The organism is Trichocoleus desertorum AS-A10 (assembly GCF_039962155.1).
Taxonomy (GTDB): Bacteria; Cyanobacteriota; Cyanobacteriia; order FACHB-46; family FACHB-46; genus Trichocoleus.
The window spans coordinates 192,602-217,609 of the sequence record NZ_JAMPKN010000005.1; the positions used below are offsets into that span (position 1 = coordinate 192,602).

19 protein-coding genes are annotated in these 25,008 nt (G+C 51.0%); 7 read left to right on the top strand and 12 right to left on the bottom strand.

All coding sequences use genetic code 11. From position 1 onward, the window contains the following. Positions 1 to 198 precede the first annotated feature (198 nt). Positions 199 to 1,563 (top strand): cytochrome P450, encoded by a 1,365-nt coding sequence (locus tag NDA01_RS10525; protein WP_348227897.1) that lies wholly within the window; start codon positions 199 to 201, stop codon positions 1,561 to 1,563. Next, the gene (locus tag NDA01_RS10530; protein WP_431193367.1) at positions 1,563 to 2,327 is read left to right on the top strand and encodes a DUF429 domain-containing protein; all 765 of its coding nucleotides are present in this window, start codon (positions 1,563 to 1,565) and stop codon (positions 2,325 to 2,327) included. The genes NDA01_RS10525 and NDA01_RS10530 overlap by 1 nt, the downstream gene beginning before the upstream one ends. Here NDA01_RS10530 and glgP read toward each other — a convergent pair. The 3 genes from glgP to NDA01_RS10545 form a co-directional block, all read right to left on the bottom strand. Further along, positions 2,281 to 4,848: an alpha-glucan family phosphorylase gene (gene glgP / locus NDA01_RS10535; protein WP_348227898.1), complete on the bottom strand. Its 2,568-nt coding sequence runs from the start codon at positions 4,846 to 4,848 to the stop codon at positions 2,281 to 2,283. The two genes, NDA01_RS10530 and glgP, sit on opposite strands and share 47 nt — an antisense overlap. Before the next feature lie 160 nt (positions 4,849 to 5,008). Further along, positions 5,009 to 5,242, bottom strand: coding sequence for a hypothetical protein (locus NDA01_RS10540; RefSeq protein ID WP_190438167.1), 234 nt, complete (start codon positions 5,240 to 5,242; stop codon positions 5,009 to 5,011). Positions 5,243 to 5,508: 266 nt separating this feature from the next. Further along, entirely contained in the window at positions 5,509 to 7,323 is a 1,815-nt protein-coding gene (locus tag NDA01_RS10545) for a mechanosensitive ion channel family protein (RefSeq protein WP_348227899.1), read from the bottom strand. Between the two features lie 259 nt (positions 7,324 to 7,582). On the opposite strand from NDA01_RS10545, the gene ribD reads away from it, so the two are divergent. Both ribD and NDA01_RS10555 read left to right on the top strand, forming a co-directional pair. Further along, positions 7,583 to 8,779 carry a bifunctional diaminohydroxyphosphoribosylaminopyrimidine deaminase/5-amino-6-(5-phosphoribosylamino)uracil reductase RibD gene (gene ribD, locus NDA01_RS10550; protein WP_431193368.1) on the top strand — a complete coding sequence of 399 codons (1,197 nt, stop codon included), beginning with the start codon at positions 7,583 to 7,585 and terminating at the stop codon, positions 8,777 to 8,779. Positions 8,780 to 8,973: 194 nt separating this feature from the next. Next, the gene (locus NDA01_RS10555; RefSeq protein ID WP_348227900.1) at positions 8,974 to 9,636 is read left to right on the top strand and encodes a hypothetical protein; all 663 of its coding nucleotides are present in this window, start codon (positions 8,974 to 8,976) and stop codon (positions 9,634 to 9,636) included. An 18-nt stretch (positions 9,637 to 9,654) separates the two neighbouring features. On the opposite strand, the gene NDA01_RS10560 is transcribed toward NDA01_RS10555, so the two are convergent. Next, complete coding sequence (locus NDA01_RS10560; protein WP_304940951.1) at positions 9,655 to 10,383, bottom strand: amino acid ABC transporter ATP-binding protein; 729 nt, start codon at positions 10,381 to 10,383, stop codon at positions 9,655 to 9,657. A gap of 1,293 nt (positions 10,384 to 11,676) precedes the next feature. On the opposite strand from NDA01_RS10560, the gene psaX reads away from it, so the two are divergent. Next, positions 11,677 to 11,889, top strand: coding sequence for a photosystem I protein PsaX (gene psaX, locus NDA01_RS10565; RefSeq protein ID WP_190438157.1), 213 nt, complete (start codon positions 11,677 to 11,679; stop codon positions 11,887 to 11,889). On the opposite strand, the gene NDA01_RS10570 is transcribed toward psaX, so the two are convergent. From NDA01_RS10570 to NDA01_RS10600, 7 genes are all read right to left on the bottom strand, one after another. Then, the gene (locus NDA01_RS10570; RefSeq protein WP_348227901.1) at positions 11,886 to 13,082 is read right to left on the bottom strand and encodes an amino acid ABC transporter permease; all 1,197 of its coding nucleotides are present in this window, start codon (positions 13,080 to 13,082) and stop codon (positions 11,886 to 11,888) included. The two genes, psaX and NDA01_RS10570, sit on opposite strands and share 4 nt — an antisense overlap. 8 nt (positions 13,083 to 13,090) lie before the next feature. Further along, positions 13,091 to 14,251, bottom strand: coding sequence for an amino acid ABC transporter permease (locus NDA01_RS10575; RefSeq protein ID WP_348227902.1), 1,161 nt, complete (start codon positions 14,249 to 14,251; stop codon positions 13,091 to 13,093). Between the two features lie 9 nt (positions 14,252 to 14,260). Further along, positions 14,261 to 15,292 (bottom strand): amino acid ABC transporter substrate-binding protein, encoded by a 1,032-nt coding sequence (locus tag NDA01_RS10580; protein WP_348227903.1) that lies wholly within the window; start codon positions 15,290 to 15,292, stop codon positions 14,261 to 14,263. Between the two features lie 191 nt (positions 15,293 to 15,483). Further along, the gene (locus NDA01_RS10585; RefSeq protein ID WP_190438140.1) at positions 15,484 to 15,708 is read right to left on the bottom strand and encodes a hypothetical protein; all 225 of its coding nucleotides are present in this window, start codon (positions 15,706 to 15,708) and stop codon (positions 15,484 to 15,486) included. 132 nt (positions 15,709 to 15,840) lie between these two features. Further along, the gene (locus tag NDA01_RS10590; RefSeq protein WP_348227904.1) at positions 15,841 to 18,309 is read right to left on the bottom strand and encodes a caspase family protein; all 2,469 of its coding nucleotides are present in this window, start codon (positions 18,307 to 18,309) and stop codon (positions 15,841 to 15,843) included. 180 nt (positions 18,310 to 18,489) lie between these two features. Beyond that, positions 18,490 to 19,668, bottom strand: coding sequence for a sulfate adenylyltransferase (gene sat / locus NDA01_RS10595; protein WP_348227905.1), 1,179 nt, complete (start codon positions 19,666 to 19,668; stop codon positions 18,490 to 18,492). A gap of 180 nt (positions 19,669 to 19,848) precedes the next feature. Beyond that, on the bottom strand, positions 19,849 to 20,583 hold the full coding sequence (locus tag NDA01_RS10600; protein WP_348227906.1) for a TerC family protein: 735 nt from the start codon (positions 20,581 to 20,583) through the stop codon (positions 19,849 to 19,851). Positions 20,584 to 20,800: 217 nt separating this feature from the next. Here NDA01_RS10600 and NDA01_RS10605 point away from each other — a divergent pair, with 217 nt between their 5' ends. Further along, the gene (locus tag NDA01_RS10605) at positions 20,801 to 21,922 is read left to right on the top strand and encodes a hypothetical protein (protein WP_348227907.1); all 1,122 of its coding nucleotides are present in this window, start codon (positions 20,801 to 20,803) and stop codon (positions 21,920 to 21,922) included. A gap of 94 nt (positions 21,923 to 22,016) precedes the next feature. Here NDA01_RS10605 and clpP read toward each other — a convergent pair whose 3' ends face one another. Continuing rightward, positions 22,017 to 22,646, bottom strand: coding sequence for an ATP-dependent Clp endopeptidase proteolytic subunit ClpP (clpP, locus tag NDA01_RS10610; protein WP_348227908.1), 630 nt, complete (start codon positions 22,644 to 22,646; stop codon positions 22,017 to 22,019). 145 nt (positions 22,647 to 22,791) lie between these two features. Here clpP and NDA01_RS10615 point away from each other — a divergent pair, with 145 nt between their 5' ends. Next, positions 22,792 to 24,867 carry a thioredoxin domain-containing protein gene (locus tag NDA01_RS10615; protein ID WP_348227909.1) on the top strand — a complete coding sequence of 692 codons (2,076 nt, stop codon included), beginning with the start codon at positions 22,792 to 22,794 and terminating at the stop codon, positions 24,865 to 24,867. Positions 24,868 to 25,008: the final 141 nt, after the last annotated feature.

Genomic DNA, 25,008 nt, shown 5'->3' on the forward strand with positions numbered 1-25,008 from the left:
GGGGTGGCGATCGCCTTCCACAAGCCGTACCTCTTCTATAGCTACATGATTGTATTGGGGCAGATGAGCACTTATTTAGCTATTGCCATGATTAACCTAGTTCCCTAAACCGATTTAGCGCATTACAGTTTAGACCCTTCTCAAGTGTTATGACAGAAAGAGGTCTAACGATCGCTGGTTTAGAGAGAGCTGAGTGCCATGAAACTTCCTGATGGTCCTAAAGGTCCGAAGCTATTTCTGACGCTGCAAGGTGTGTTGTGGCCATTGGAGTTTTTAGAAGATTGTGCGCGGCGCTATGGTGATCCGTTCACTTCCCGCTTCGCTAGCTTTCCGCCGTTTGTAGTTTTCAGCAACCCCCAAGCCATCCAAGAGATCTTTACCGCCGACCCCAAGCTATTTGACTCTGGTCGCTCTAATACCGTATTTCGTCCCTCACTAGGGGACAACTCGCTTATTTTGCTAGACGGCGATCGCCACGCTCGACAACGACGCTTACTCACGCCTCCGTTTCATGGCGATCGCATGCGGGCTTACGGTCAGTTGATCTGTGATGCGGCAGAAAAAGTGATCAGCGACTACTCCATTGGTGAAACAGTGGTGGCTCGGACGGCAATGCAAGAAATTTCCTTGAGGGTGATTTTACGAGCGGTGTTTGGCTTGGATGAAGGACCGAGACTGGAGCAACTGCGGCAACTTTTGAGTGCTTTACTCGAAGGCTTTAACTCGCCACTCAAATCTCTCATTGTGTTTGTGCCAGCCCTACAGCAAGACTTAGGGGCTTGGAGTCCTTGGGGTCAATTTCTCCGCCGTCGGCAAAAGATTGATCAACTCATCTATGCCGAAATTGAGCAACGTCGAGCTGAACCAGATGCAACCAGAGAAGACATCCTCAGTTTGATGATGGCCGCACGAGATGAAGCAGGCCAACCGATGACAGATGTGGAGCTGCGAGATGAGTTGATGACTTTGCTGATTGCAGGGCATGAAACCACCGCTTCGTCGCTGTCTTGGGCGCTTTACTGGGTACATGCTATACCTGAAGTCCGCGATCGCCTCTTACAGGAACTAGAAACAGTAGGGCCAGAAGCAGATCCCAGCGCGATCGCTCGTCTACCTTACTTAAATGCAGTTTGCCAAGAAACGCTACGACTTTACCCAGTGGTGCTGTTCACGTTTCTCCGCATAGCCAAGGCTCCAGTCAAAATTATGGGGCTCGAGTTTGAGCCAGGAACTTACCTCTCACCCTGCATTTATTTGACTCATCACCGTCCAGATCTCTACCCAGAACCCAATCAGTTCCGACCAGAACGCTTTTTAGAACGGCAGTTTTCGCCCTACGAGTATTTACCCTTCGGTGGTGGCAATCGTCGCTGCATTGGGATGGCGTTCGCTCAATACGAAATGAAACTGGTTCTAGCTACTTTGCTCTCCCGCTGGCAGTTCAACCTGGTTGATCACCGCCCCGTGCGTCCCCTCCGCCGTGGAGCTACTTTCACGCCTCAAGGCGGTATCCCTCTGGTACTTCAAAGCGATCGCCCATTAAACAGTTTGACAGTAGTTTGATGATGAGATTTCTGGGGATTGATTTGGGGTGGCGATCGCAACCTAGCGGACTCTGCTGTTTAGAGTGGCAAGAGAACAAGTTACATTTGTTGAATTTGGAGCGGTTAGAAGCGATCGCCGACATTCTGGCTTGGATAGATAGCTGCGTACCTGCTGAAGCGTCGGCAGTGATTGCGGTAGATGCGCCAACCTTAATTCCCAACGCAACGGGGATGCGATTGCCCGATCGCCTCACTCACAAACATTTTGGGCGGTATCATGCAGGCTGCTACCCTGCCAACTTAGGTTTGCCATTCGCTGAACGGACTGTAGCTTTTGGTCTGAGTTTGGAAGCGCGAGGGTTTGCTCATGCGCCAGTATTAGCAGCGCAACAACCAGGACGCTACCAAATTGAGGTGTTTCCCCATCCAGCGATGATTCATCTGTTTGGGTTGCCGCAGATTTTGAAATATAAAAAAGGCAAGCTGAGCGCCCGCCGATTGGAACTGTTGAAGCTACGTCAGCACATTCTGCAAGACTTGACGCAGTTGGAGCCAAGCTTATTTCTTCCAGACGCAACCTTAGTTCCGGAAATCCCCACCAAAGGGACAGAGATGAAAGCCGTTGAAGATCAACTGGATGCTTTAATCTGTGCCTATGTCGCCGCGCATTGGTGGTACTGGGGACTAGAGCGCAACTTGGTTTTAGGCGATCGCGAGACAGGCTACATTGTCGTCCCTACGCTTCTGCCCAAAGAATCAACCCAGGCTCATATGGACTGCTGAGGTACTCATTTTTGGGTAACACGCGCAAGGATAGCCCTTGGAGACCGCTACTGGTATAACTGATGTCGATTGTGTAAATACTGTGCTGGTTCGGGTCTTGACCTTGGTACTCCATCTCCACAGACACACCATCGGCAATCTCACCTTCGGCATTGACTGAGCCTTGATACAGTTCTACCTGCACATCAGCAGGAGTTAAAGCTCCCAGTTTGAGGCGGGCTTTAACACTAATGGTTTCGTTGACTTGAATATCCGCAGGTTGAGAGATATCAATATCCTGAATCTTCATGTCGTACCAATGCTCAAACAGATGCGCTTTCCAATGGGATAGCTCCTTGGCAGCCGCGTACTGGTTGTTGACCATCGCCTGATAGCGATCGCTAGCGGGGAAGTAAGCTTGCATGGCATAATCTCGCACCATCCGAGCCGTGTTAAACCGAGGACAGTTGAGGTGGGTCGCATGTTTCATCTTGGCAATCCAACCACGCGGCAATCCCTCGGCATCGCGATCGTAGAACAGTGGCACAATCTGTTGCTCTAGCAGGTCGTACAGCGCATTGGCCTCTACCTCATCTTGGTAGTTGGGGTCTTCGTAGTCTTCCCCATGCCCAATCGGCCAACCTGTTTTCACGTAGTCAGCTTCATCCCACCAACCATCAAGGATGCTTAAGTTGGGCAAACCATTCATTGCTGCCTTCATGCCGCTAGTGCCAGAAGCTTCGCGGGGTCGGCGGGGAGTATTCAGCCACACATCACAACCAGCCACCATCAACCGCGCTACATGGATGTCGTAGTCTGGGATGAACACGACATGGCGGCTCAAGCCTTCTGCACGAATAAAGTGGACAATTTGCCGAATCAGTTCTTTGCCCGGAATATCTCTGGGATGAGCTTTACCTGCAATCACGAATTGCACCGCTCGATGCCTAGAGCCACCTTGCAGAATTTCTTTGATTCGCTCCAGATTGCGGAGGAATAAACTGGCGCGCTTGTAGGTGGCAAAGCGACGCGCAAAGCCAATGGTTAAGACAGTCGGATCGAGCACCTCTTGGACTTGCGCCAACTCGCTCAAAGAGCCACCGCGATCGCGCACATTCTTTTGCAGGCGATCGCGCACAAACACCACCAGTGCCGAGCGGCAGCGTTCATGGTTGCGCCAGAGTTCTTCATCAGGAATCGATTCCACCCGTTCCCACAACGGATGATCTGGGGCTGCATCCGACCAATTGGGACCAAGGTAGCGATCGTACAGCTCCTGAGTTGACTTGGCGACACAACTACGGGCATGCACCCCATTGGTAATGGCGGTAATGGGCACTTCATTTAACGGAAAATTGGACCACAAGCTTTGGAACATGTGGCGAGAAACTTCCCCGTGCAACTGACTGACGCCATTGATAAAGGTCGCCATCTTAATGGCCAGAATCGCCATACTAAAGGGTGAGGAGAAATCGCCTGTATTCTCCCGACCAAGCGCCAAAAACTCTTCTCTAGGGAAGCCAAAAGTTTCAGCGTAGTGCCCCAGGTAATGCATGATTTTGTCTGGGGGAAACAGGTCGATTCCTGCGGCAACCGGCGTGTGTGTCGTAAACACCTGAGTAGACTGGGCCACTTGGCTCGCTTCGGTGAAGGTCAAGCCATCTTCTTGGATCATCTTGCGAATCCGCTCTAGAGCTAGAAACGCTGAGTGTCCCTCGTTCATGTGATAAACGGTCGGCTTCAGCCCCAAGGCTTCTAGCATGCGGACGCCACCAATTCCCAGCATCATTTCCTGGTGAATCCGCATGTCAATGTCACCACCATACAACTCGTCGGTGATGTCGTGGTCGTAGGGGCTGTTGGGTTCAATGTTGGTGTCGAGCAGATACAACGGCACGGTACCCACCTGCACGCGCCACACTCTGGCATAGACTGTCCGACCCGGATATTCTACAGAAATTCTGATCTCTGAGCCATCTGGATGCCGTTCTGCCTCCAGCGGCATGTTGTAAAAGTCGTTGATGGGATAGCGCTCTTGTTGCCAGCCATCCGCATTGAGGTATTGAGCAAAGTAACCTTCTTGATAAAGCAAACCCACTGCAACCAGCGGCAAACCCAGATCACTCGCAGATTTAAGATGATCTCCTGCGAGAACACCCAAACCACCTGAATAGATGGGTAGGCTATCGGTGAGGCCAAACTCTGCTGAGAAGTAGGCGTAGCAAGCTTGTTGATCTTTGGCTTTTTGCTTGCGATACCAAGTCCGCTCTGCCAAATAGCCATCGAGTTGCCGCACGGCCCGCTCCATGTGAGCCAGAAAACCTTCATCTTCGGCTACTTCTCGCAAGCGCTCTTGGCTAATGGTGCCCAACATGAGCACGGGGTTGTGGCGGCTCGATTCCCAGAGGTCTCGGTCTAAGCGGTGGAATAAATCTTTCGTTTCAAAGTTCCAATCCCAATGGAGGTTGTAGGCCAACTTCCGGAGGGGTTCCAAGCGGGGGGGCAAGGAGGGAGAGACGTTGAAAGTACGAATTGGCCGCATGATCGAGCAAACTCCAAGTCCAGCTAGGGCTATTGTCTCCCCAGTTTCCCTAAAAGTCTGGCACTCTTAACACTCTCTTGAGATAGGTGACAATCTGTTGCGATCGCTCCTTCTCATTAATTTGAGCTTTGGGGTTGGGCTGAGAAGTTTGTCTGGACTCCTAGAACCGCAACGACTCAAAGATAATCGCACTAGCCATAAAGCATAGAGCGATCGCGGCCACGCGCAAAAACCACTGACCTACGACAGCCAACAAAACTGTAACGAGCGAGCTAGCCCCCAACCCTGCCAAGACAATGCAAAGAATAGAGAAGCCGAACAAGCTGATAAAGAAGTATTTGACAGTTTCGCAGGCCAATTTGAACATCAGGCTGTAGCGCTCTGTTGTCTTCATGATTTCTATTCCTGTTGATCTAAAAGTTGCTTAATTTAGCGTTCTACGTGAAATGACGGAACTCGCTATATTTTGTTCATGAAGTGCGAGGAGCGATCGCAACTAAGCGAATCAGTGAATTAGCCAGAAAATTAGCGGTTGCACTTCCCTTCCTGACTCCGAACCTCGCTTTCATGAATCCGGATTTTTACTGAGGAAGTTTTGAGTTAAATAAAGGGCACCCAAAGGCTGCCCGCCAATCTCATTCCAGATAATGTCTTTAGCTTTTAATAGGACCGATTGCGACCTGATCCGGTAGATTGCAGTTGTTGGGGTTGCCCATCGGTGGCAATAAAAGCTGGATCAGCTAAGTCATGGGAGCTTCTAAACCACAGGGCTTGCTGTGGCGAACCGAGTTCAATCTTGGCTTCGTCCAGTGCGTACTTGAGGCGGCGGCGAAATTCTCTAGCGACCTTCCACTGTTGCAGCGGTTCGGTTTTAATCCAAACTCGAATCAAAATCCCGGTGTGGTCTAGCTCATCAATGCCTAATACTTCAGGCGGTTCAGGCAGCTTCCCTCGCCAGTCGCGATCGCGATACATTTCCTGACCCACTTCGCCAATCACCTCTAGGGCGCGATCGGGGTCAGTACCGTAAGCAACATCAATGGCGATATCTACACGCGACCAATCCTTCGAGAGGTTTTGCACAACGGCGATCGCACTGTTGGGGATGGTAATCAAGCGGCCCTCGTTGTTGCGCAACTGAGTGATCCGCAGATTCATGTTCTCTACAAAGCCTGAGACTTCCCCGACGGTAATCACGTCCCCTACGGCGTATTGATCTTCTAGCAAAATCAAGAAGCCGTTGATCATGTCTTTAATAATGCTTTGGGATGCAAAGGAGATGGCTAAACCGATGATCCCCGCGCCAGCCAAGAGGGGGACCAAATCAACCCCAACCACTGAGAGCGCAACCAGCCCACCCGCAAACGTAAAAACAATAGTGGCAACACTCTTGAGTACGCGAGAGAAAGTGGAAACCCGTAAAGCTAAACGCTGTGAGGCTTCGGGAGCGAGCAATTCACCCTCGGCGATCGCATCAAAAAACTGATCGATCAAGACTTCACTCGTGCGAATCACCACGTAGGTCAGTAACCCTACCCCCAAGACTTGCAGGGGAGCCGAGAATAGCAACGGTTGCAACCAGCGGCTATAAGGAAATAAGCCCAAAATAATATAGGTACTGCCACCCCACAAACCGACTTGAGTTGCGTCTACCAGTCGGTGCTTAATGTCATAGACATTGCGTTGTTGGCGAGTCGCAAATTGGTGCTGCACCGTGGCAACTGTTTCGATCTGCTCGCCTTCCGATGAGGTGGGATCAGCCGCACTCACTGCCTCTGACAACACCTCTGCTTGGGTGGGAATCTGCGCTTGCAATCGGATTTGCTTCGCTCTAAAGCGGCGTTGCAGACGATTTAGGCCGTAGCTGCTGATAATTACCGCAAACCCAATGCCATCAGCAATGAGAGCTTGCCGCAGGAGAAATTGGGGTTGCCGTTCTTGCTGTGCCTGAATCAGGGCATTGCGAATAATGGCAGTCAGTCGATTAGCCCAGCGTTCTGGGTCACGACCTTGGAACTGAGCATCTAAAGTGGTGACCGTCATCAACCATTGATCGTTGACATAGATGACAGGCAAACCGCTCTGCTCGTCGATCGCGCTGGTGACTTGTAACTTATTTGAATCAAACCGACTATTGGCGATCCGTTGCAGAATCGTTTCGATGTCTTGCCCACGTCGCTTGATCGGAATAGGTTGTCCTGGTTTCTGACCTACAACAGGTAGCGCGATCGAGAAGAGGGTTCTGCCATCTAAACGCACCTCACTTGTCGCCACCTCAGCGCTGTCACCCTGAGTCCCTAGCTGAGTGAGGAGACTATCCAGCTTTTGGACATTGGGACTGAGGGTTTGGGTAAGTGGAGTAGTCGTAGGTTGAGTGGTAACAGGTTGAGTCGTGGCAGGCTGAGCGGTAACAGACTGAGCGCTGGCAGGTAATAGAGAGATCGGCAACACACTCAGCACGATCGCTCCCGCCATAACTTCCCTGAAGTGACTAGATCGGGCGCAGCCCCGGAGTTTGGTATCTATGTTCCATTGAAAAAAGCTCATATGGAAACCGACTGAAATAGGACAGAACAGAATTTAGGGTTTGCGAATTTGTAACGACTAGTTACAATACGACTCTCCCAGTCTAACGACGCGATCGCCCCAGAACTTTATCCCTAGAGGTAGTAAGGACAATGTCAAACTAAGGGAAGATTTTTCCCTGAATACTGAACGCGCTTCGGAGGCAGCTTTGGATTCTGGACGTTTCGACTCGATTGACTCAACTGGCCAGCAGGATCAGGTGTCTGCCTCGGTTACAGCCATAGACGACCATGCCACCATCGGGACTGTCTTCGATCGCGCCATGATGCAGCGATGTCTAGAGTTAGCTCGACGCGCGTTAGGCCGTACTGCTCCCAATCCTTTAGTGGGAGCTGTCATTGTTAAAGATGGTGCAATTATTGGTGAGGGTTTTCACCCCCAGGCAGGGCAGCCTCATGCCGAAGTATTTGCCTTGCGTGAAGCAGGCGATCGCGCGCGAGGAGCCACCCTTTATGTCAATCTAGAGCCTTGCAACCATCACGGACGAACTCCGCCCTGTTCTGAAGCAGTAGTGGCAGCGGGTCTCGCTAAAGTCGTCGTCGGGATGGTAGACCCCAACCCCAAAGTCGCGGGAGGTGGCATTGCCCGCTTGCAAGCCGCAGGCATCGAAGTGGTGACGGGAGTAGAAGCAGCGGCCTGTCAGGAGCTAAACGAAGCTTTTGTGCATCGGATTCTTTACCATCGGCCTTTTGGCATTTTGAAATACGCCATGACCCTAGATGGCAAAATCGCCACTAATAGTGGGCACAGCGCCTGGATTACAGGACAGGCAGCGCGGGCAGAAGTGTTTCAACTACGAGCGACTTGCGATGCCGTGATTGTAGGCGGCAATACTGTACGGCTAGACAATCCACTGCTCACTAGCCGCCAAGTTGATGGCCCTCATCCATTGCGAGTTGTGATGAGCCGCACCTTAAATTTGCCAGAACAAGCTCATCTGTGGCAAACCACCGCCGCCCCTACCCTGGTAATCACAGAGCCAGGAGTCAAGCCTGAGTTTCAAGCATTGCTCAGACAACTAGGGGTAGAGGTGGTAGAGCTTTCCCCGCTTATGCCTGCCCAAGTCATGACCTACCTTTACGATCGCGGCTTTTTGTCAGTGCTATGGGAATGCGGCGGTACCTTGGCAGCGCAGGCGATCGCAGATGGTGCAGTACAAAAAGTCTTAGCCTTTATTGCACCCAAAATTGTTGGCGGCAGCACAGCCCCCTCTCCCGTCGGCGATTTAGGCTTTCTCACCATGCCGCAGGCTTTGCCGCTAGAAAAACTGCGCTGGCGACCGGTAGGGGCAGATTTGTTAGTAGAAGGATATTTGCCGCAAACCCAGGTTAGTTCCCTAGAGTAGCGATGAAGTAGGCGATCGCTCCGGATTCCATCTGTATTACAAATGTCAGAAAACTCTGACGCTCTCTGGCAATCTAAAACAGGTTTAAACTTCAGCAATATCTGCTATATTCGCGCTAACTCAGTTCAGCAATAACGCTTTCAAACAGGCTCAAATTCCGGATTTACCAATGAATCCAGGTAGGAAATAAAGATATGTTGGAAATCACGATTTTGAGCTTATTTGTTGGCAGTTTGGGAGCGCAGGCAACCCTCTTAGGAAATTGGTTGCGCTGGCAGCAAGTGGTTGTGGGACTGCAAAGTGAGGAGGAGGAAGAAATTTTGACCCGCTACGAGACGAAAGAAGATATTGCCAAAACAGGCCACGGGAACACCACTGCTCCACGCCAAACTGCAAATGGTCAAACTGCTAATGGTCAAACCGCTAATGGAGCCGCCAAAGAAGCTCAGCGTGACCCTCGCTTAATGGGGTGGGAATTCAAAATCGTTCGGGCCAACCGTGACCTGTTTCGTGATCCAGCCGTCTTTCAACGGATGTGCCAAGAAGAATCGGAATCAGGCTGGATCATGCTAGAAAAACTGGACGATCGCCGAGTCCGCTTCAAGCGCCCGATCGCCATGCGAGACATTGTCAAAGCGGAATTCCTCAACTATGACCCCTACCGCTGTCACTATGGCCCAACCCATAACTCAGTCACTTGGCTTGGCGCGATCGCAGCCCTGACTGCAATTTTGCTGCCTGCCTACTTGGGCTACGCCTTGGTGTCCGTGCGGTTTACTAAAACACCTGTCAAGCCTGCTGCCACTGCTGTTCCAGGAATACAAGCGTTACCTTCGGATCTGTTGTCCCAGCCCTAAGACAGGGATAGTTAAGCGCTACAAAATTTGAGCCAGAAATTGACGAGTGCGCTCCTCACGAGGATTTTGGAAAAACTCAGTGGGAGTGCCTGACTCGATCAACGTGCCGCCGTCCATCAAGATAATTCGGTCAGCGACTTCCCGCGCAAACCCCACTTCATGACTGACCACTACCATCGTCATGCCAGACTCGGCTAGCGATCGCATCACATCCAACACTTCCCGTACCATTTCGGGGTCGAGGGCGGAAGTGGGTTCATCAAACAGCATGATTTTAGGCTGCATGGCTAAGGCACGGGCGATCGCGACTCGTTGCTGTTGTCCTCCCGAAAGCTGACCCGGATACTTATGGGCTTGCTCCAGAATGCCGACTCGTTCTAGCAGTTGCATCGCCACATCTTCGGCTTTGGCTTTGGGCCACTTGCGGACCCATTTCGGAGCTAGCGTAATATTCTGCACTACAGTCAAGTGTGGAAACAGATTGAATTGCTGAAACACCATCCCCACCTCCTGCCGAATCGTTTCAATATTCCGCAGGTCGTGGGATAGTTCAATTCCATCAATTTCAATCCGCCCTTTCTGATAGTCTTCTAGCGCATTGAAGGTGCGGATAAAAGTGGATTTGCCAGAGCCAGAAGGCCCCATAATCACGACAACTTCTCCCCGCTCTACAGTCAGGCTAGCGCCCCGCAGCACATGAAACTTGCCGTACCACTTATGTACCCCTTCCGCCACAATCATGCTCATTACTTCTGAATCAGCTCCTTGTGTGTCCTAGAACTTCCTAACTTTTTCATTGTTAGTCAGGTCATCTCTAACTTCGACTGCCGCACTAGAAGCAAAATAGCATTTCCTAAGCTAATTCGAGGGACGCGATCGCAATTGTCCTTTTAATCCTATTTCTTAACTATCTGTCCTCTCCTGCTGGAGCGCGATCGCCTCTGAAAGGCTAATTTATAAAACACTAGACTTTCGAGAAGCACAAACACTCGTTGGTATTTAGTTGTTCTCATGCTGAAGGAGCGATCGCTCCCAGTACATAGCTTTTTCTAATTTACTTCTTAGATTCTATAGCGATGTAGCGAATTGAAATTGGAGTAATTCTTGAGAAGAACCAAAGCCCAAAACTTATAAAAATCCCAAAGAATACTGTAAAAACTATACTAATGAATAGACCAATAAATAGGGAGGCAACTAAGCCAGACAAACCAATTAAGGGTTGATCGTTCCATATTACAGTTGAAAAGCCAAAGAGGCTAAGTACTCCTGAAAAAATACAAAACGGAATTATAGAGAAGAATATTCCAAGTGCTACAAGCTTGAGGATTGTGTCTAGTGCTATGCACTTCACTCGAATCTCTCGTCCCATACCTGTACTCATGCTATTAACCAAATCCTAATTGCTTAATTTGTTTAATGGTTACGTTCTTATCCCAAGGTGTTCTAGGAGGACAGCAGCGTTATTCCTAGCGGTTTATCAGTCTATGTCCACACTACTTCTCTCTTTTGCAATAGTTCGTTACATCTACTTGTCATTATTGAAATTAAAAGTTTCTGGCTGTAGCAAAAGCTTCTTTCTGTCGCGCTCCTATTTAGAAATGGAGCAATGGAATATCTAATCGAGAACTCGCTTCCACTCTCTAATTACAAACTGTTTGTGAACACGCTCCCTCGATTGGGGGTTATGAAACGACAGACCTTGATCAGAAATGGTGACCATTTCTAGCTGCGTTTTGACCAATGTTTCAATGTTGTTCTAAGCTGTGGCTAGCGATCGCCTCTAACACTTCAACTTGCACTATTCAATTAACTGAAATTAAGAGAGATCTCGTAGAGCGATCGCTTCTGATCGCACTTAAATCAGATCAAACATTAAACACAGCTTGTATTAGCTAGTACAGCAAAACCAGTTCTGCTCTGCTCAGGACTACCTTTTAGCGTAGTTCAATGGATTGATGCAGGCTTTGCAGGAGCACGCGAACATAGGCAGTAGTTCAGTCTTAACAATTCTCAACAATTTACCAAAACAAACTTAGCCCTATGAGTACTCAAGCCAAGCAACGCAATAGCAGCCGCATCGATAAGACCAAGCCCTACGATGGAGCCGATGGTCCCAAGGTTACCAGACCTGCTGACAATGTGATGACCAAAGAAACCGAGCCTTCTTGGGCCTTTGGCTTAGCGCTGGGAACCGTCTTTTTAGCGATCAACTTTTTTGTTGCAGCCATCTACTTCGGCATCATTAATCCTTAAGTTCTTTTGGGGCCGACGCCGAGATGCTGCTCTAGGCGTCGGCTAGCGATCGACATGGAATAGCAAACGATCCAGTAGAGTAGACCGACAAAAAGATAAACCTCAGCGTAGCGGCCTAGAAATTGGGGTTGAGCCAAGATCGAGCGCGCAATTCCGGTGAGTTCTACTAGGGCAAAGATTGAGAGCAAAGAGGTGTCCTTAAACAAGGAAATAAACTGCCCTACGATCGCCGGAATCACGACTCGTAAGGCTTGCGGTAGCACAATTAGCCATAACACCCACAAGGGGTTGAGCCCCAAAGCTCGAGCCGCTTCACTCTGGCCTCTGGGCACTGCTTGGAGACCAGCCCGGACATTTTCTGCCAGGTAAGCCGCATTAAAGAGCACGAGTCCGGCGATCGCCCGTAACAATCGGTCTAGCCGTAACTCGACAGGCAGGATCAGCGGCAACATTACCTGAGCTAGAAACAAGATGCCGATTAAAGGCAGGCCGCGCACGATTTCCACAAACAGGGTGCAAAACCACCGCACCACAGGTAAATTACTTTGTCGCCCTAGCGCCAGCAACACACTAAAGGGAAAAGCCAGCACAATACTGGTGGTTGCCAGCAACATCGTCAGTAACAGACCATTCCAGAAATTCGTGCTGACGGATCTGAGTCCCAGCCCGCCGCCAATTAGCCACAGCAATATCGGAAAAGCGCCTAGCCAAACCCAAACGAGCTGAGGTTTCAGTAGAGTTGCGAAACGTTTTCCTAACCAAAAGCTGCCAAATAAAAGTAGCGCGATCGCGCCTAACCAGAGGCGAGGCGGTAGTGGCAAGGGCAACAGTATAGTTACGCCTAGGGCGATCGCTGTAACGATGCTGACTCCTCGTTTGAACCAAGGCGATCGCGGAGGTGCCAAGTTGCCCCAAGAAAGACCTGCTAAACCAACTACAATCCCCAACACCAACCATAACCGCCAAGCTAAGTTGGGTGGATAACGGCCAATGAAGAAGAGGCGTAAGTTGGTTTGCACCACCGTCCACTGAGCTTGAGTAAACACCCATCCCAGAACTGCTTGCAACACTTGGAAGAGCAGCCACAGACAAACCAGCGTCAGCAGGCTGTTGTACCAAGTGTTAAATAAATTGCGGCGTAGCCATTGCCACGGGGTGATAGATAAAATGGGTGGGGCATCATCTAGCGTCATAGTTTTGTTTAGCGCTCCACCAGTTGCACTGTGCGGTTATACCAATTAATCAAGCCAGAAATGACCAGGCTGATCGAAAGATAAGTCACTGAGATCAACACCATCACTTCCACGGCGCGACCCGTTTGGTTGTAGGTAGTCGAAGCCACCGCATACAGGTCCGAATAGCCAATCGCGATCGCCAAGCTAGAGTTTTTAGCAAGGTTGAGGTATTGGTTGCCCAAAGACGGCACGATCGATCGCAGCGCTTGCGGAAAAATCACGAGACGCAGAATATAGCTAGGCCTCAGTCCTAAAGCACGAGCCGCTTCCCATTGTCCTTGGGACACCGACTGTACCCCACCCCGGACAATCTCAGCGATAAAGGTGGCGGTGTATAAACTCAGGCCCACCAACAAAGCGGCAAATTCAGGTGAGAGTTGTAGGCCACCTTCAATGCTGTCGGCAACAATGCGCGGCGCATCCCAACCCAGAATCTCGGTTTCAAAGATAATCAGGGCGATCGCGACAGTCACAGCCAGGGTGCCTAACAGCTTCAGCAATAAAGGGACTGTAGGGGCGGCGGCTCTACTACCCCACCAATGCCAAGCCCATACCAGCAGCAAATTAGCTGACAACAGCAAGAGCCAGACATCCGTATCGCGGGTGACGTGAAACCACGGCAACGCCACAGTCTGCTGAGTTAAATAGATCGGTCCTGGCAACTGAATATGAGCTGGTAGACGCGGAAAACCCAGAAAAACTGCAAAGTACCAGAAAAACAGTTGCAAAAGCAAAGGTGTGTTGCGTAGCGTTTCCACATACACCAAAGCGAGTTGCCGCACTAACCAGTTGTCCGAGAGACGCGCAATGCCAGCCGTCACTCCCACCACCGTTGCTAAGACAATGCCAAAAACCGTGACTCGCAAAGAATTCGCCAGCCCAACTTGTAACGCTCGTGCGTAGTTATCTGAAGGGCGGTAGGAAATTGGGGTTTCACCAATATCAAAGGCGGCTTGCGAGTTGAGAAAACCGAAGCCAAATTGAATCCCCAACTGTTGTAAGTTGCGGCTGAGATTGCTCCAGAAAATGGCGATCACGATCGCGGTCAGGAGCACGACTAGCACTTGCCCAACAACCCACCAAAATCGCACATCTCGCCAGAGCGGAACGGAGCGTTGCGTTTTCATGCGATCGCCTTACCGGAATGGTGGAGCATAGAGCAGCCCCCCCTGATTCCACAATTGATTTTGGCCTCGTGGCAAATTTAGTTTCGTTTTTGGCCCTAAGTTGCGATCGTAAATCTCGCCGTAATTGCCCACATGCTTAATAATCCGCACCGTAAAGTCGTTGGGCAAGCCTGCACCTTCACCTAAGTTGCCTTCTGCCCCTAAAAAGCGACGCACTCCCGGATCTTTGCTGCTACTAGCGAGTTGCGTGACATTTTTGGAGTTAATCCCCATTTCTTCAGCATTAATCAAGGTGTAGATCGTCCAGCGCACCGCATCATTCCACTTGGCATCTCCCGCAGCCACCGCAGGAGCGAGGGGTTCTTTGGAAACTACGTCAGTCAAAATCACATGCTCTTCGGGCTTGGGTAAAGCGCTACGTCGGGAGAGTAATTGCGAGCGATCGGACGTCACCGCATCGCAACGGCCTTCTTGGTAAGTGGCAAACACGATATTGACATCTTCAAACACTACGGGAGTGTAGTTGATGTTGCGCTTCCGCATTTCATCAGCCAAGTTTTGCTCGTTAGTGGTTCCGGTTTGGGTGCAAATAGAGCGGCCTTTCAGGTCAGCCAAGGATTTGATGCCGCCATTTTGTTTCACCATCACCCCTTGCCCGTCATAAAACACTGTGGGGGCAAATTCTAGGCCGACGGAAGTATCCCGACTCATCGTCCAGGTAGTGTTGCGGCTGAGCACATCTACTTCGCCCGTCTGTACGGCGGTAAAGCGTTCCTTAGCGTTGAGGTTACGGAATTCTACAGCCTCTGGATTATCAAACAGAGCAGCGGCGATCGCTCGACACACATCTACATCGAGTCCGGAATACTTACCGTCTTGCCCTACAAAACTAAATCCTGGGAGTTCGCCACTGACACCACAGACGACATTACCCCGACTGATGATGGTGTCTAGTTGGCTTTGCCGCTGTTGTTGGCTACACCCTACTAGGGAAAGACCCATCAACACGGTTGTCACGATGAAAGAATGCCATTGACGCATAAATGCAGCTTTACTCTCTTTGAATAGGCTCCAAGGAGACAAGAGGTGCCACCAGAAATGCAAGGTACTACGTCTGGCTCTGGCCTCAAGCCTTCGATCGAGTCTTATCTTACAGGCTTCAAAGAGTCTATTGCTGACACTACGATACTAAGTTCCGCAATTATTACAGAGAGTTTCGAGAAGTTCACCCATTAAGAATGAGGCACCAAGCGCTCTTCGGCTAAGTCACGGATAAGAGGCATTTTGGTGTGAATATAGGCATTCAACATGTTAGTTTCATCAGAATCTAGCGATTGTTGAGCTTTTAATTGCCGTAGCAGCCATTGGGCTAAGCTAGAATCGTCCAAATTTAGCAATATTTGGGCTTGAGCTGACTCAACCACCGCCCATAGCTGGCGTAGCATTAAAGGAGTCATACGTTCTCTTCCTTAATTGTCTTTTCACTTTTCAACCATATCTTGATCTGTAAATACCAAACTTCGGCCCACACAAGAAGACACAAGAGTTACAAAACACTTAATAAAGCGATTTATAAGTTGATTTGCTTTTCACAATTGCTTATTCGGTTTTTCGACCACTTGATATAAAAAGCTGAGCGTGGCCCAATGCCTGACATCTAGCGCCCACATGTCAGTGGGAATGCTCAACGTTTGCGTCGGTACTGCACTGGCTTGATGCAGATCTTGCCAAATAGCTTCAGCAATTTCTAAAGGATTAGAAGGGGCACCCAATCGCTGCACTTCCCCCATTGGCCGCATTGCAGCTTCTAGAGCCGCCAAAGTTTGGGTAAAAGGTGCATCACTAAAAATCAGATGAGTTTCGGCAAAACCCGCTGGCCCTCTCACAATCCATTGCAGGGAGTTTTTCACTTGCGGCACGCTCAGAGTTTCCCCAGGCGCGATCGCTTCCTGCTTCAAACTAGATTTGGTTTCGCTCCCTTCTGTAGGAGGGGTGGCTTGGCTAGAGTAAAGCGCAATTAAGCTGCCGCTGCTGTCTAAACTTACAGCGACGAAATAAATGGGGCGATCGCTATAGTTGGTAACTTGGTAACGAATCTGGCTACCCATTGGTAAAGTAGGAACGCCTAACTCAGTAGGCGGGGTGGGAGTCGCCCGGTTGCCTGAGGGGGCACCATTCGCCCGCAGCGTGGATCGGGTGAGGAGAACCGCAGGTTCAGGAGTGACGAGTTCTAAAGCTGCTTTAACACCCAAGTGCGAAGATGCTTCGTTGACTGTTAATCGCAAAAGCTTAGCAGCCAAGCGGGTTTTCAGGTGAGGCAGGAGCCGCTGAATTGCTGACTTGACCGCTTCTCCACCTTCTCCCAAGCTGTTCGGAATTAACTCCCGACTGGCTGAAAACAAGCCATAGCTGCGCGGGGTGACACTGGATTCACTGCTGCGACTGCTGCTAGCCTCGGATGTAGCCACCTCAGCCGTTGCTGTAGCTGTAGGGGAGGGACGAATGGCTTCACTAACTCGACCTAACAACGTGTCCGCAGGTTGCTCCCCTGCCGTAACCACGGTGACATAAGGGGTGGCAGAAAATGCGCTGGTGGCATCCACTCGTTCGATCCGCTCCAGCGTCGGGTCCAGAGCGATCGCTAAATTAAGATTGCGCGGGATCACGCGAATGGCTTCTTGTAGCAGTTGCCCCACCTGAAGTTTGAGGTCAGCCGCCGCCTCACCCACTGTAGAAATGCGAGCTTTCGCAGTCAGCCCATTGCGAGCGTAAATCTGCATTTGTAGGGGTTGAGTGGTAGCAGTCTCCGAGGCGTTAGCAGTTTCAGAGATACCAGCGATCGCGCTCGACTCAACTTTTACAAGGGTAGCTGCCAAATCTGTAGGACTGGGCAGCGAGACCACGCTGAGCACAGAATTCAAACCGTAGGCTTCTAGACCAGGGCTAAACAACCCGCCGAGCCAAAGCTGACCTGATCTACCATCCTCATCCACGCTGATCACAATCCCTTCAGCTCCCAGGCGATCGCTGGGTGCTGTGTAGTAAGTGAGTAAAGCTTGGGATCGGCTTTGCAACCCCATCAAAGTGGGCTGCTCCTTGCCCACCCACTGAGCCACACTGGCGGTAGCACGATTGAAGCTGACTTGAATAGTAGGAGCAGGAGCCGCCGACCAAAGATACTGGGTCAAGGCGTAGGTCAGTAAGCCAGCACTAAAACCGCCCCACTGTGTTTCAAAGGCTTGCTCTTGAGCGGAACCAGAAATTGTCGAACTAGCTAATTCGTCTAAGCTGGCTGCGGCTAAAACCACCCCAGGAATCTGCCTAGAGCGTCGTTGCACGCCCACCTGCTCTCGCGATGCCTGGATGCGGCTCAGGAGTTGGTCTTGAAATGCTAATTCCTCTGGGCTGGGTCTGCCCAACTTAGGTTTGGGTCTAGCCCGTAGCCGCAAGTTTCCTTGTAAAGAACTGCCGGGGTAAAGATAGCTCGTATCTAAAATTGTGGTCACTCGGTCGGTTGCCAGCGATCGCAGCAGCAACAGCAGGGTTTCTTCTAGCAAGTCGTTGACAACACCCTCGGCATCGTCGCTTGATAAAACACCATCGACTGGGACCAGGCTGCTTTGTAGGGCTTCAGCGGCACCCCCTAGCTGCACTCGACTACCATAGCCGCTGAAATGGAACACCACTACATCTCCTGGCCGTGCTTGCTCGGTTAGATGCTCTAGAAAGGCGGACTCAATAGCTTGGCGAGTAGCTTGGCGATCGCTCAGCGTCAGGATGTCGCGATCGCTAAACCCAAACCGATGAATGAGTAATTCGCGCTGCAACTCCACATCAGTTACACATCCCGCCAAGGCGGAGTTGCGAGTGGCAGTTCGGTGAAACATGCTGTCGGGATATTGGTTAATGCCCACCAGCAAAGCTAGTTTTCGGGTGGTGGGTGCGGCTAAGACTTGAGAGTAGCGATCGCTCAGGCGCAACAACCCTGCTTCACTCATGCCTAAGGCCGCCAAGGTCAAGCTAGCTTGTTGCAAAAAAGCTCGCCGCTTCAGTCCCATGCCTTTGCTTTCCCCTACGGCTATCTAGATCTGAGATTTCTAGGCACTCAACTCCGCAGCCTCGCGGTTAACGTTGGCTCTAGCTGAGAAAATCCAGCCTTAACGACTGCCAGTATAGACGAAAAATAGGGACGCACCGTTGTCCGCCCCTACACAGGATGTAGAAATAGCCCTAAAAACTTACGCTTCGACCAGGACTCGCATCGCTCGTGCTAGCTCAGCCGCTACTTCGGGACGAGAGAACTCTGGAGGTGGCAATTCACCGCGACGCAGCATTTCTCGAACTTTGGTGCCAGAGAGGTGAATTCGCTCGGCGGGGCTGCTGGGGCTGGTTTTAGTCGTAGCCATGCCCTGTGTGCGAGTGCAGTAGAAAGCATGCTCAAACTTCATGGGAGTGATACCCAATTCCCCGGGTTCAAACTCATCGAAGATATGCTGAGCGTCGTAGGTGCCATAGTAGTCACCAACTCCAGCATGATCACGACCCACAATAAAATGGGTGCAACCATAGTTCTTCCGCAGCAGAGCGTGGAAAATCGCCTCGCGGGGGCCAGCATAACGCATAGCCGCTGGGTTGATTGCTAGAATCACCCGATCTTGAGGGTAGTAGTGCTCCAGAATAATTTCGTAGCAGCGCATCCGTACATCTGCGGCGATGTCATCTTCCTTGGTTGCGCCGACGAGGGGATGGAGAAATAGACCATCCACAGTTTCCATCGCGCACTTCTGAATGTATTCGTGAGCGCGGTGGATGGGGTTACGGGTTTGGAACCCAACGATGGTTTTCCAAGCCTTTTCCTTAAACATGGCCCGCGATGCCGCAGGGTCAATCTGATACTGGGGGAAAAGCGGATGAGACTGTCGTTGCAGCAACCAAACTGGACCTGCCAAATTAACTGGCCCTTGGTTGTAAACCACCTTCACGCCAGGATGCTTTTCGTCGTCGGTGCGGTAGACATTGATCGCTTCGTGGGCTTTGTCGTATTGATACTTCTGCGTCAGCTCCAACACACCAATGAACTGCCCCTGAGGGTTGTCTAGGCGTACCAAACTGCCCTCTTTCAGAGGCTCTGCGACTGCTTCTGTGACAGACAGAGTCACTGGAATAGACCAAGGCAGCCCATTCGCAAGGCGCATGTTCTCGACCACACTGATGTAGTCTGCCTGTTCCATGAAACCAGTCAGAGGGCTAAAGCCACCAATGGCAATCAATTCCAGATCAGAGGTGGCTCGCTCATCAAGCTGAACGCGAGGCAGAAGTTCCGCTTTGTCTAGAAAGGTTTGTTTTTGCTCTGGCGTAACGATGCGATTGATCAGTTGGCCGCCGTGGGGTGCAATGCCGTCTGAATGGTGACTCAAGGTAACTCCCTCTTCCTGATAGCGTGAACAGAAGATTGTTAATTTTTTCTAATTTTTATCCTACCTTTCCCCGGTACCTCTGTGGAAATTTAGGCAATGGTTATTCCGGCGATCGCGCTTCCGTTCAATTCAACTTGGAGATACGAATTTAAAGCATTCTCAGCAGATTTCCATCCCAAGCTATTTCTTGGCTTCGCTGGGTTCACGCACTTCACTCAACTCGCTACTTGCTTCCACTTCTAGCTCCGCTCGTTCCGAGAATCCCCACAGGAATAGCAAGCCGATCAAAGAAACCATCAGCCACTCTGGCGGCACCAAACCATCATTAATTACTCGCAGCAGCAATCGCAGACCCACCAAAGCCACGGTGACGTAGCCAGCATCTTCCAGATGCGTAAATTCATCTAACCAACGAATAAACAAGCCAGCCATAAACCGCAGCGCGATCACCCCAATTAACCCGCCAGTAATTACCAGCCAGGTTTCTTTAGAAATAGCGATCGCCGTAGTCACACTATCCAAAGAGAAAGCCAAATCAGTAAAGGCAATGACCGGGATCGCTTGCCAGAGTGTGGCAAAACGGGGGCCATGATGAGGATTGTCAGCATCTTCTTGAGCGCTGAAGTACTGAAGCACCAACCACAACAGATAAGCCGCGCCTGCCAACTCGAATTGCCAGTACTTGGTTACCCAGGTTGCGGTCAGAATCAAAACGACCCGTAACACAAAGGCACAGACCAAACCCAGGTTAAGCGCTCGACGTTGCAGGGTACTCCCCTCTAGTCCTTGGGCGATCGCAGCTAGGGCGATCGCGTTATCTGCTGAGAGGACTGCTTCTAGCGCCACCAAGACTGGCAGGAGCAAGAGGGTATCGTACCCAAAGTTCATCGGAGTGTCTAACAAGTGGTCTAGCATTAACAGATTTTTGCAAAAGTGTGCAGTTAAGGATACTTGCGGCCAAAGCCAAGCTATTAAAACAGGTTATTAAGAATTATTGCTTATTCTTTTAGCTTAGCGCTTAACTCGATCTGCTGTCGTAATCCAGTTGGGTTAAAGATTTGGTTCCATCCGCCACCCTCTATTCAGCCATCCCTCTGGCAGGTTACACTAAACCACCCAGACAGATCGGTGAATGGGTGAGATCGAAATCGCAAGTCAAAAGTTTTCTCAGAAAACCCCTGACGTTAATCAACCCACTCACTTAGTTTACCCAGATAAAGTTAAGGTGCAATTGAGGCAAACCACGCATAAAATGGACGTGTTTGGGGTTAATTTAGCCCTGCGATATCAGACTCCCGGTGCTGCGATGCATGACCCCAGGGATAAAAATGGAAGCGGTTCGGCAAATTCCCCACGCTTTGAACTTAGCCATGTTAATCAACCTAATGGTGCACCGCTAGCTGAGCAGTGTGGTCAGCCATTAGCGTTGGCGCAGTTTCAAGCTCGTTACCCGATGGGAAGTTTGACGGCTGACTTACTAGACATTCGCGGAGACAACTACATCGTCAAAGCCTCGGTTCAGGTGGGAGGCAACGTTTTAGCCACAGGAATGGCGGTAGCTACCAGCATTGAGGCGGCAGAAGACCGCGCCCGACTCCGTGCTTTAGAAGTGTTGGGCATCCAAGCGCCGCAGCCTCCACAACCAACTGCTTCTTCGGCTTATGAAGTGCAGGTTCAATTGATGACAAACCACCAAAGCGAAGCAGAGTTTTCGCCCCAAACTCGTTTAGCTCATGTAGGCAACCATCAAGAGGTTAAACAGCTTTCCGCTCAGCAACAAAGACCTTTATCTGTGGCAAGCACAGCACTGGAAATGCCGGCAATCGTTCCGGAACCTGCTTCCACCTTCTCAGGTGACTTTTCCGGTGAGCTATTCAATCATACCTACACTGACTCTTATACGGATATTGATATAGATACGGCGGCGATCGCTGAACCTGTAATTCCCAGCCATCCAGAAGTCCAGCCTACAAGCCTGAATAATGGTCGCAATGGCAAGAGTGCGGTCAAAGCTCGTGAGGTGGTGCCAGAACCAGCAACTCGCGAGCCTAGCCGAGAACCGATGGATCTGTCGGAAGCAATCGCTCAAACCAGTGTCGAAATTAAGCGCTTGGGCTGGACTGACGTGCAAGGTCGCACCCATCTGCAACGTACCTATGGCAAGCGATCGCGCCAGCATTTGACCGATGAAGAGTTGTTGGAATTTCTGGAATACTTGCGATCGCAACCTTCCCCTAACGAATCTCCGTTTTGATTCCTAGTTGGCAGAAGCTTTGTAGGGGCGGATGGCTATCCGCCCAATGCAGCATTTAAGTCATAGAAGGCATTGCGCCCCTACAGAACTAGTGTTAGTTCACCGCAGCGATCGGGTTTTGAGCCGAGGGGCGACGCTCGATTACTTGGTCAATTAAGCCGTACTCTTTGGACTCTTGCGCTGACATAAAGAAGTCACGCTCGGTGTCTTCCATGATCTTTTCTAGGGGTTGTCCGGTGTGCTCGGCTAGCATTTCGTTCAAGCGTTGCTTGTGGTAGAGGATTTCCTTGGCCTGAATTTCGATGTCAGTCGCTTGACCTTGAGCACCACCGAGGGGTTGGTGAATCATGATCCGGGAGTGGGGGAGGCTGACCCGCTTGCCCTTGGTGCCTGCACTGAGGAGAAACGCGCCCATACTAGCAGCCAAACCTAGACAGATGGTAGAAACATCGGCCCGGATGTGCTTGATGGTGTCGTAAATGCCCATACCAGCAGTAACGGAACCACCGGGGGAGTTGACGTAGAGGTAAATGTCTTTTTCTGGGTCTTCTGCGTCCAACAGGAGCAACTGAGCCACGATCAGGTTGGCAACATCAGAGTCGATGGCGGTGCCCAAGAAGATGATCCGATCCCGTAGTAGCCGAGAGTAGATGTCAAAGGCGCGATCGCCACGTCCAGAGGGTTCAATAACGGTAGGAATCATGCAGTTTGCCTGTTCACGCATTTTTCCCCATTCTACCGATTCAACTGATTTTGGTGGGGTTACGGTCGGTTTAAGCGTGCGATCGCCCGCAGGGTACAGCCCGTCTCAGCTTGGGCGCGATAAACTGTCGAAGGTATGCCCCTACTGAGTTCTAGAATCATCCCCTATGACCAATCGCCTGGCTCAAGCCCAAAGCCTCTACTTGCGGAAACATGCTGAGAACCCGATTGATTGGTGGCCTTGGTGTGATGAAGCCTTGGAAACAGCACGGCGAGGCAACAAACCCATCTTTTTGTCGGTGGGTTACTCCAGTTGCCACTGGTGCACCGTCATGGAAGGAGAAGCTTTTTCGGATCAGGCGATCGCGGACTACATGAACGCCAACTTTCTGCCGATCAAAGTCGATCGCGAGGAACGCCCAGACCTCGACAGCATCTATATGCAAACGGTTCAGATGATGACTGGACAAGGCGGCTGGCCCCTAAATGTGTTTCTGGCTCCCGACGACCTGATCCCTTTTTATGGCGGCACCTACTTCCCCCTCGAAGCGCGCTATGGTCGCCCCGGATTTATGCAAGTGTTGCAAGCGATCCGCCGTTACTACGACCACGAACCGGAGAAGGTGCAATCGCTCAAAGAAGAACTATTGGGGCATCTGCAAAGTTCTGCCTTGTTGAATCCAGGGCAAGAGCTGAGTGACGAGTTGTTGCGGCAAGGGTTGGAGTACAACGCAGGTGTCCTCACCTCGGAGGGACACGGCCCCAGCTTTCCGATGATTCCTTATGCGGATATGGCACTGCACGCGGTGCGGTTTCAGGCTCACCTCAAGTACGACGCCACCGAAAGTTGCACCAAGCGCGGTTTGAACTTGGCTCTCGGTGGGATTTATGACCATGTCGGGGGTGGCTTCCATCGCTACACTGTGGACCCCACATGGACTGTACCTCACTTTGAAAAGATGCTCTACGACAACGGGCAAATCGTGGAATATTTGGCGAATTTATGGAGTGCGGGGATGCACGAGCCTGCCTTTGAACGGGCGATCGCGGGCACAGTGCAATGGTTGAAGCGAGAAATGACCGCACCTCAAGGTTACTTCTACGCCGCTCAAGATGCCGATAGTTTTTCCACCCGCGATGAAGTGGAGCCAGAAGAAGGCGCTTTCTATGTGTGGGACTACAACGAACTTGAACAACTCCTCACGGCTGAAGAACTCACCGAACTGACCCAGCAGTTTACAGTGACGCGCAACGGTAACTTCGAGGGGCAAAACGTTTTGCAGCGTCGGCAGCAGGGAGCACTGAGCGAAACCGTAGAAGCTGCTTTAGATAAACTGTTTCAAGTACGCTACGGAGCCGATCCGCGATCGCTCACTACCTTTCCCCCCGCTCGCAATAACCAGGAAGCCAAAACCCAAGATTGGCCTGGTCGGATTCCTGCGGTCACAGATACTAAAATGATCGCAGCTTGGAATAGTTTGATGATCTCTGGTTTGGCTCGCGCTGCCACTGTATTCAATCAACCCGAATATTTGCAATTAGCGATTCAGGCAGCTGACTTTATTCGCCAACAGCAATGGGCCGAGGGACGCTTTCACCGCCTCAACTACGACGGGCAACCTCATGTCCCTGCTCAAGCGGAGGACTATGCCCTCTTTATCAAGGCGTTGCTAGACCTCCATCAAGCGCATCTCAGTGAGGCAAGACCAAGCCATGATCCTCAGGGTTGGTTAGAAGCTGCTGTGCAAGTGCAGCAAGAATTTGATGATCGCCTCTGGAGTAGCGACTTGGGTGGCTACTACAACACAGCCAGCGATGCCAGCCAAGACCTGTTGGTGCGAGAGCGCAGTTACGCCGACAATGCTACGCCTGCGGCCAATGGTGTATCGATCGCTAACCTGATTCGCCTCGCGCTATTAACTGAAAACTTGACGTATCTGAATCGGGCTGAGCAAGGACTACAAGCCTTTAGCAGCATTATGGAAAGTGCGCCTCAAGCTTGCCCCAGTTTGTTTGTCGCCCTTGACTGGTACCGCAACCAAACCTTAGTGCGAACCACAAGCGATCGCCTGGATCAGCTTGCCCTCCAGTATCTACCCACAGCAGTTTATCTAACGGAAGCCAATTTACCCGCAGCGACCATTGGCTTAGTGTGTCACGGGTTGAGTTGCAAAGAGCCTGCAACCAGCTTCGAGCAACTTTGGGAACAACTCCAGCAAAGCCAAATGCGAACCACTTTTTAATCCGTAAAAGGTGCCTCAGATCAGGGGCGACGCTATGTATAGGGCTTACAAACTCCCGCTTACAGAAAGAGCAAGCACTCGCACAGCGCCCATCCTAATAGAGAAAACACCATGATCTGGAGTTCCAAGGTAGGGCTACAG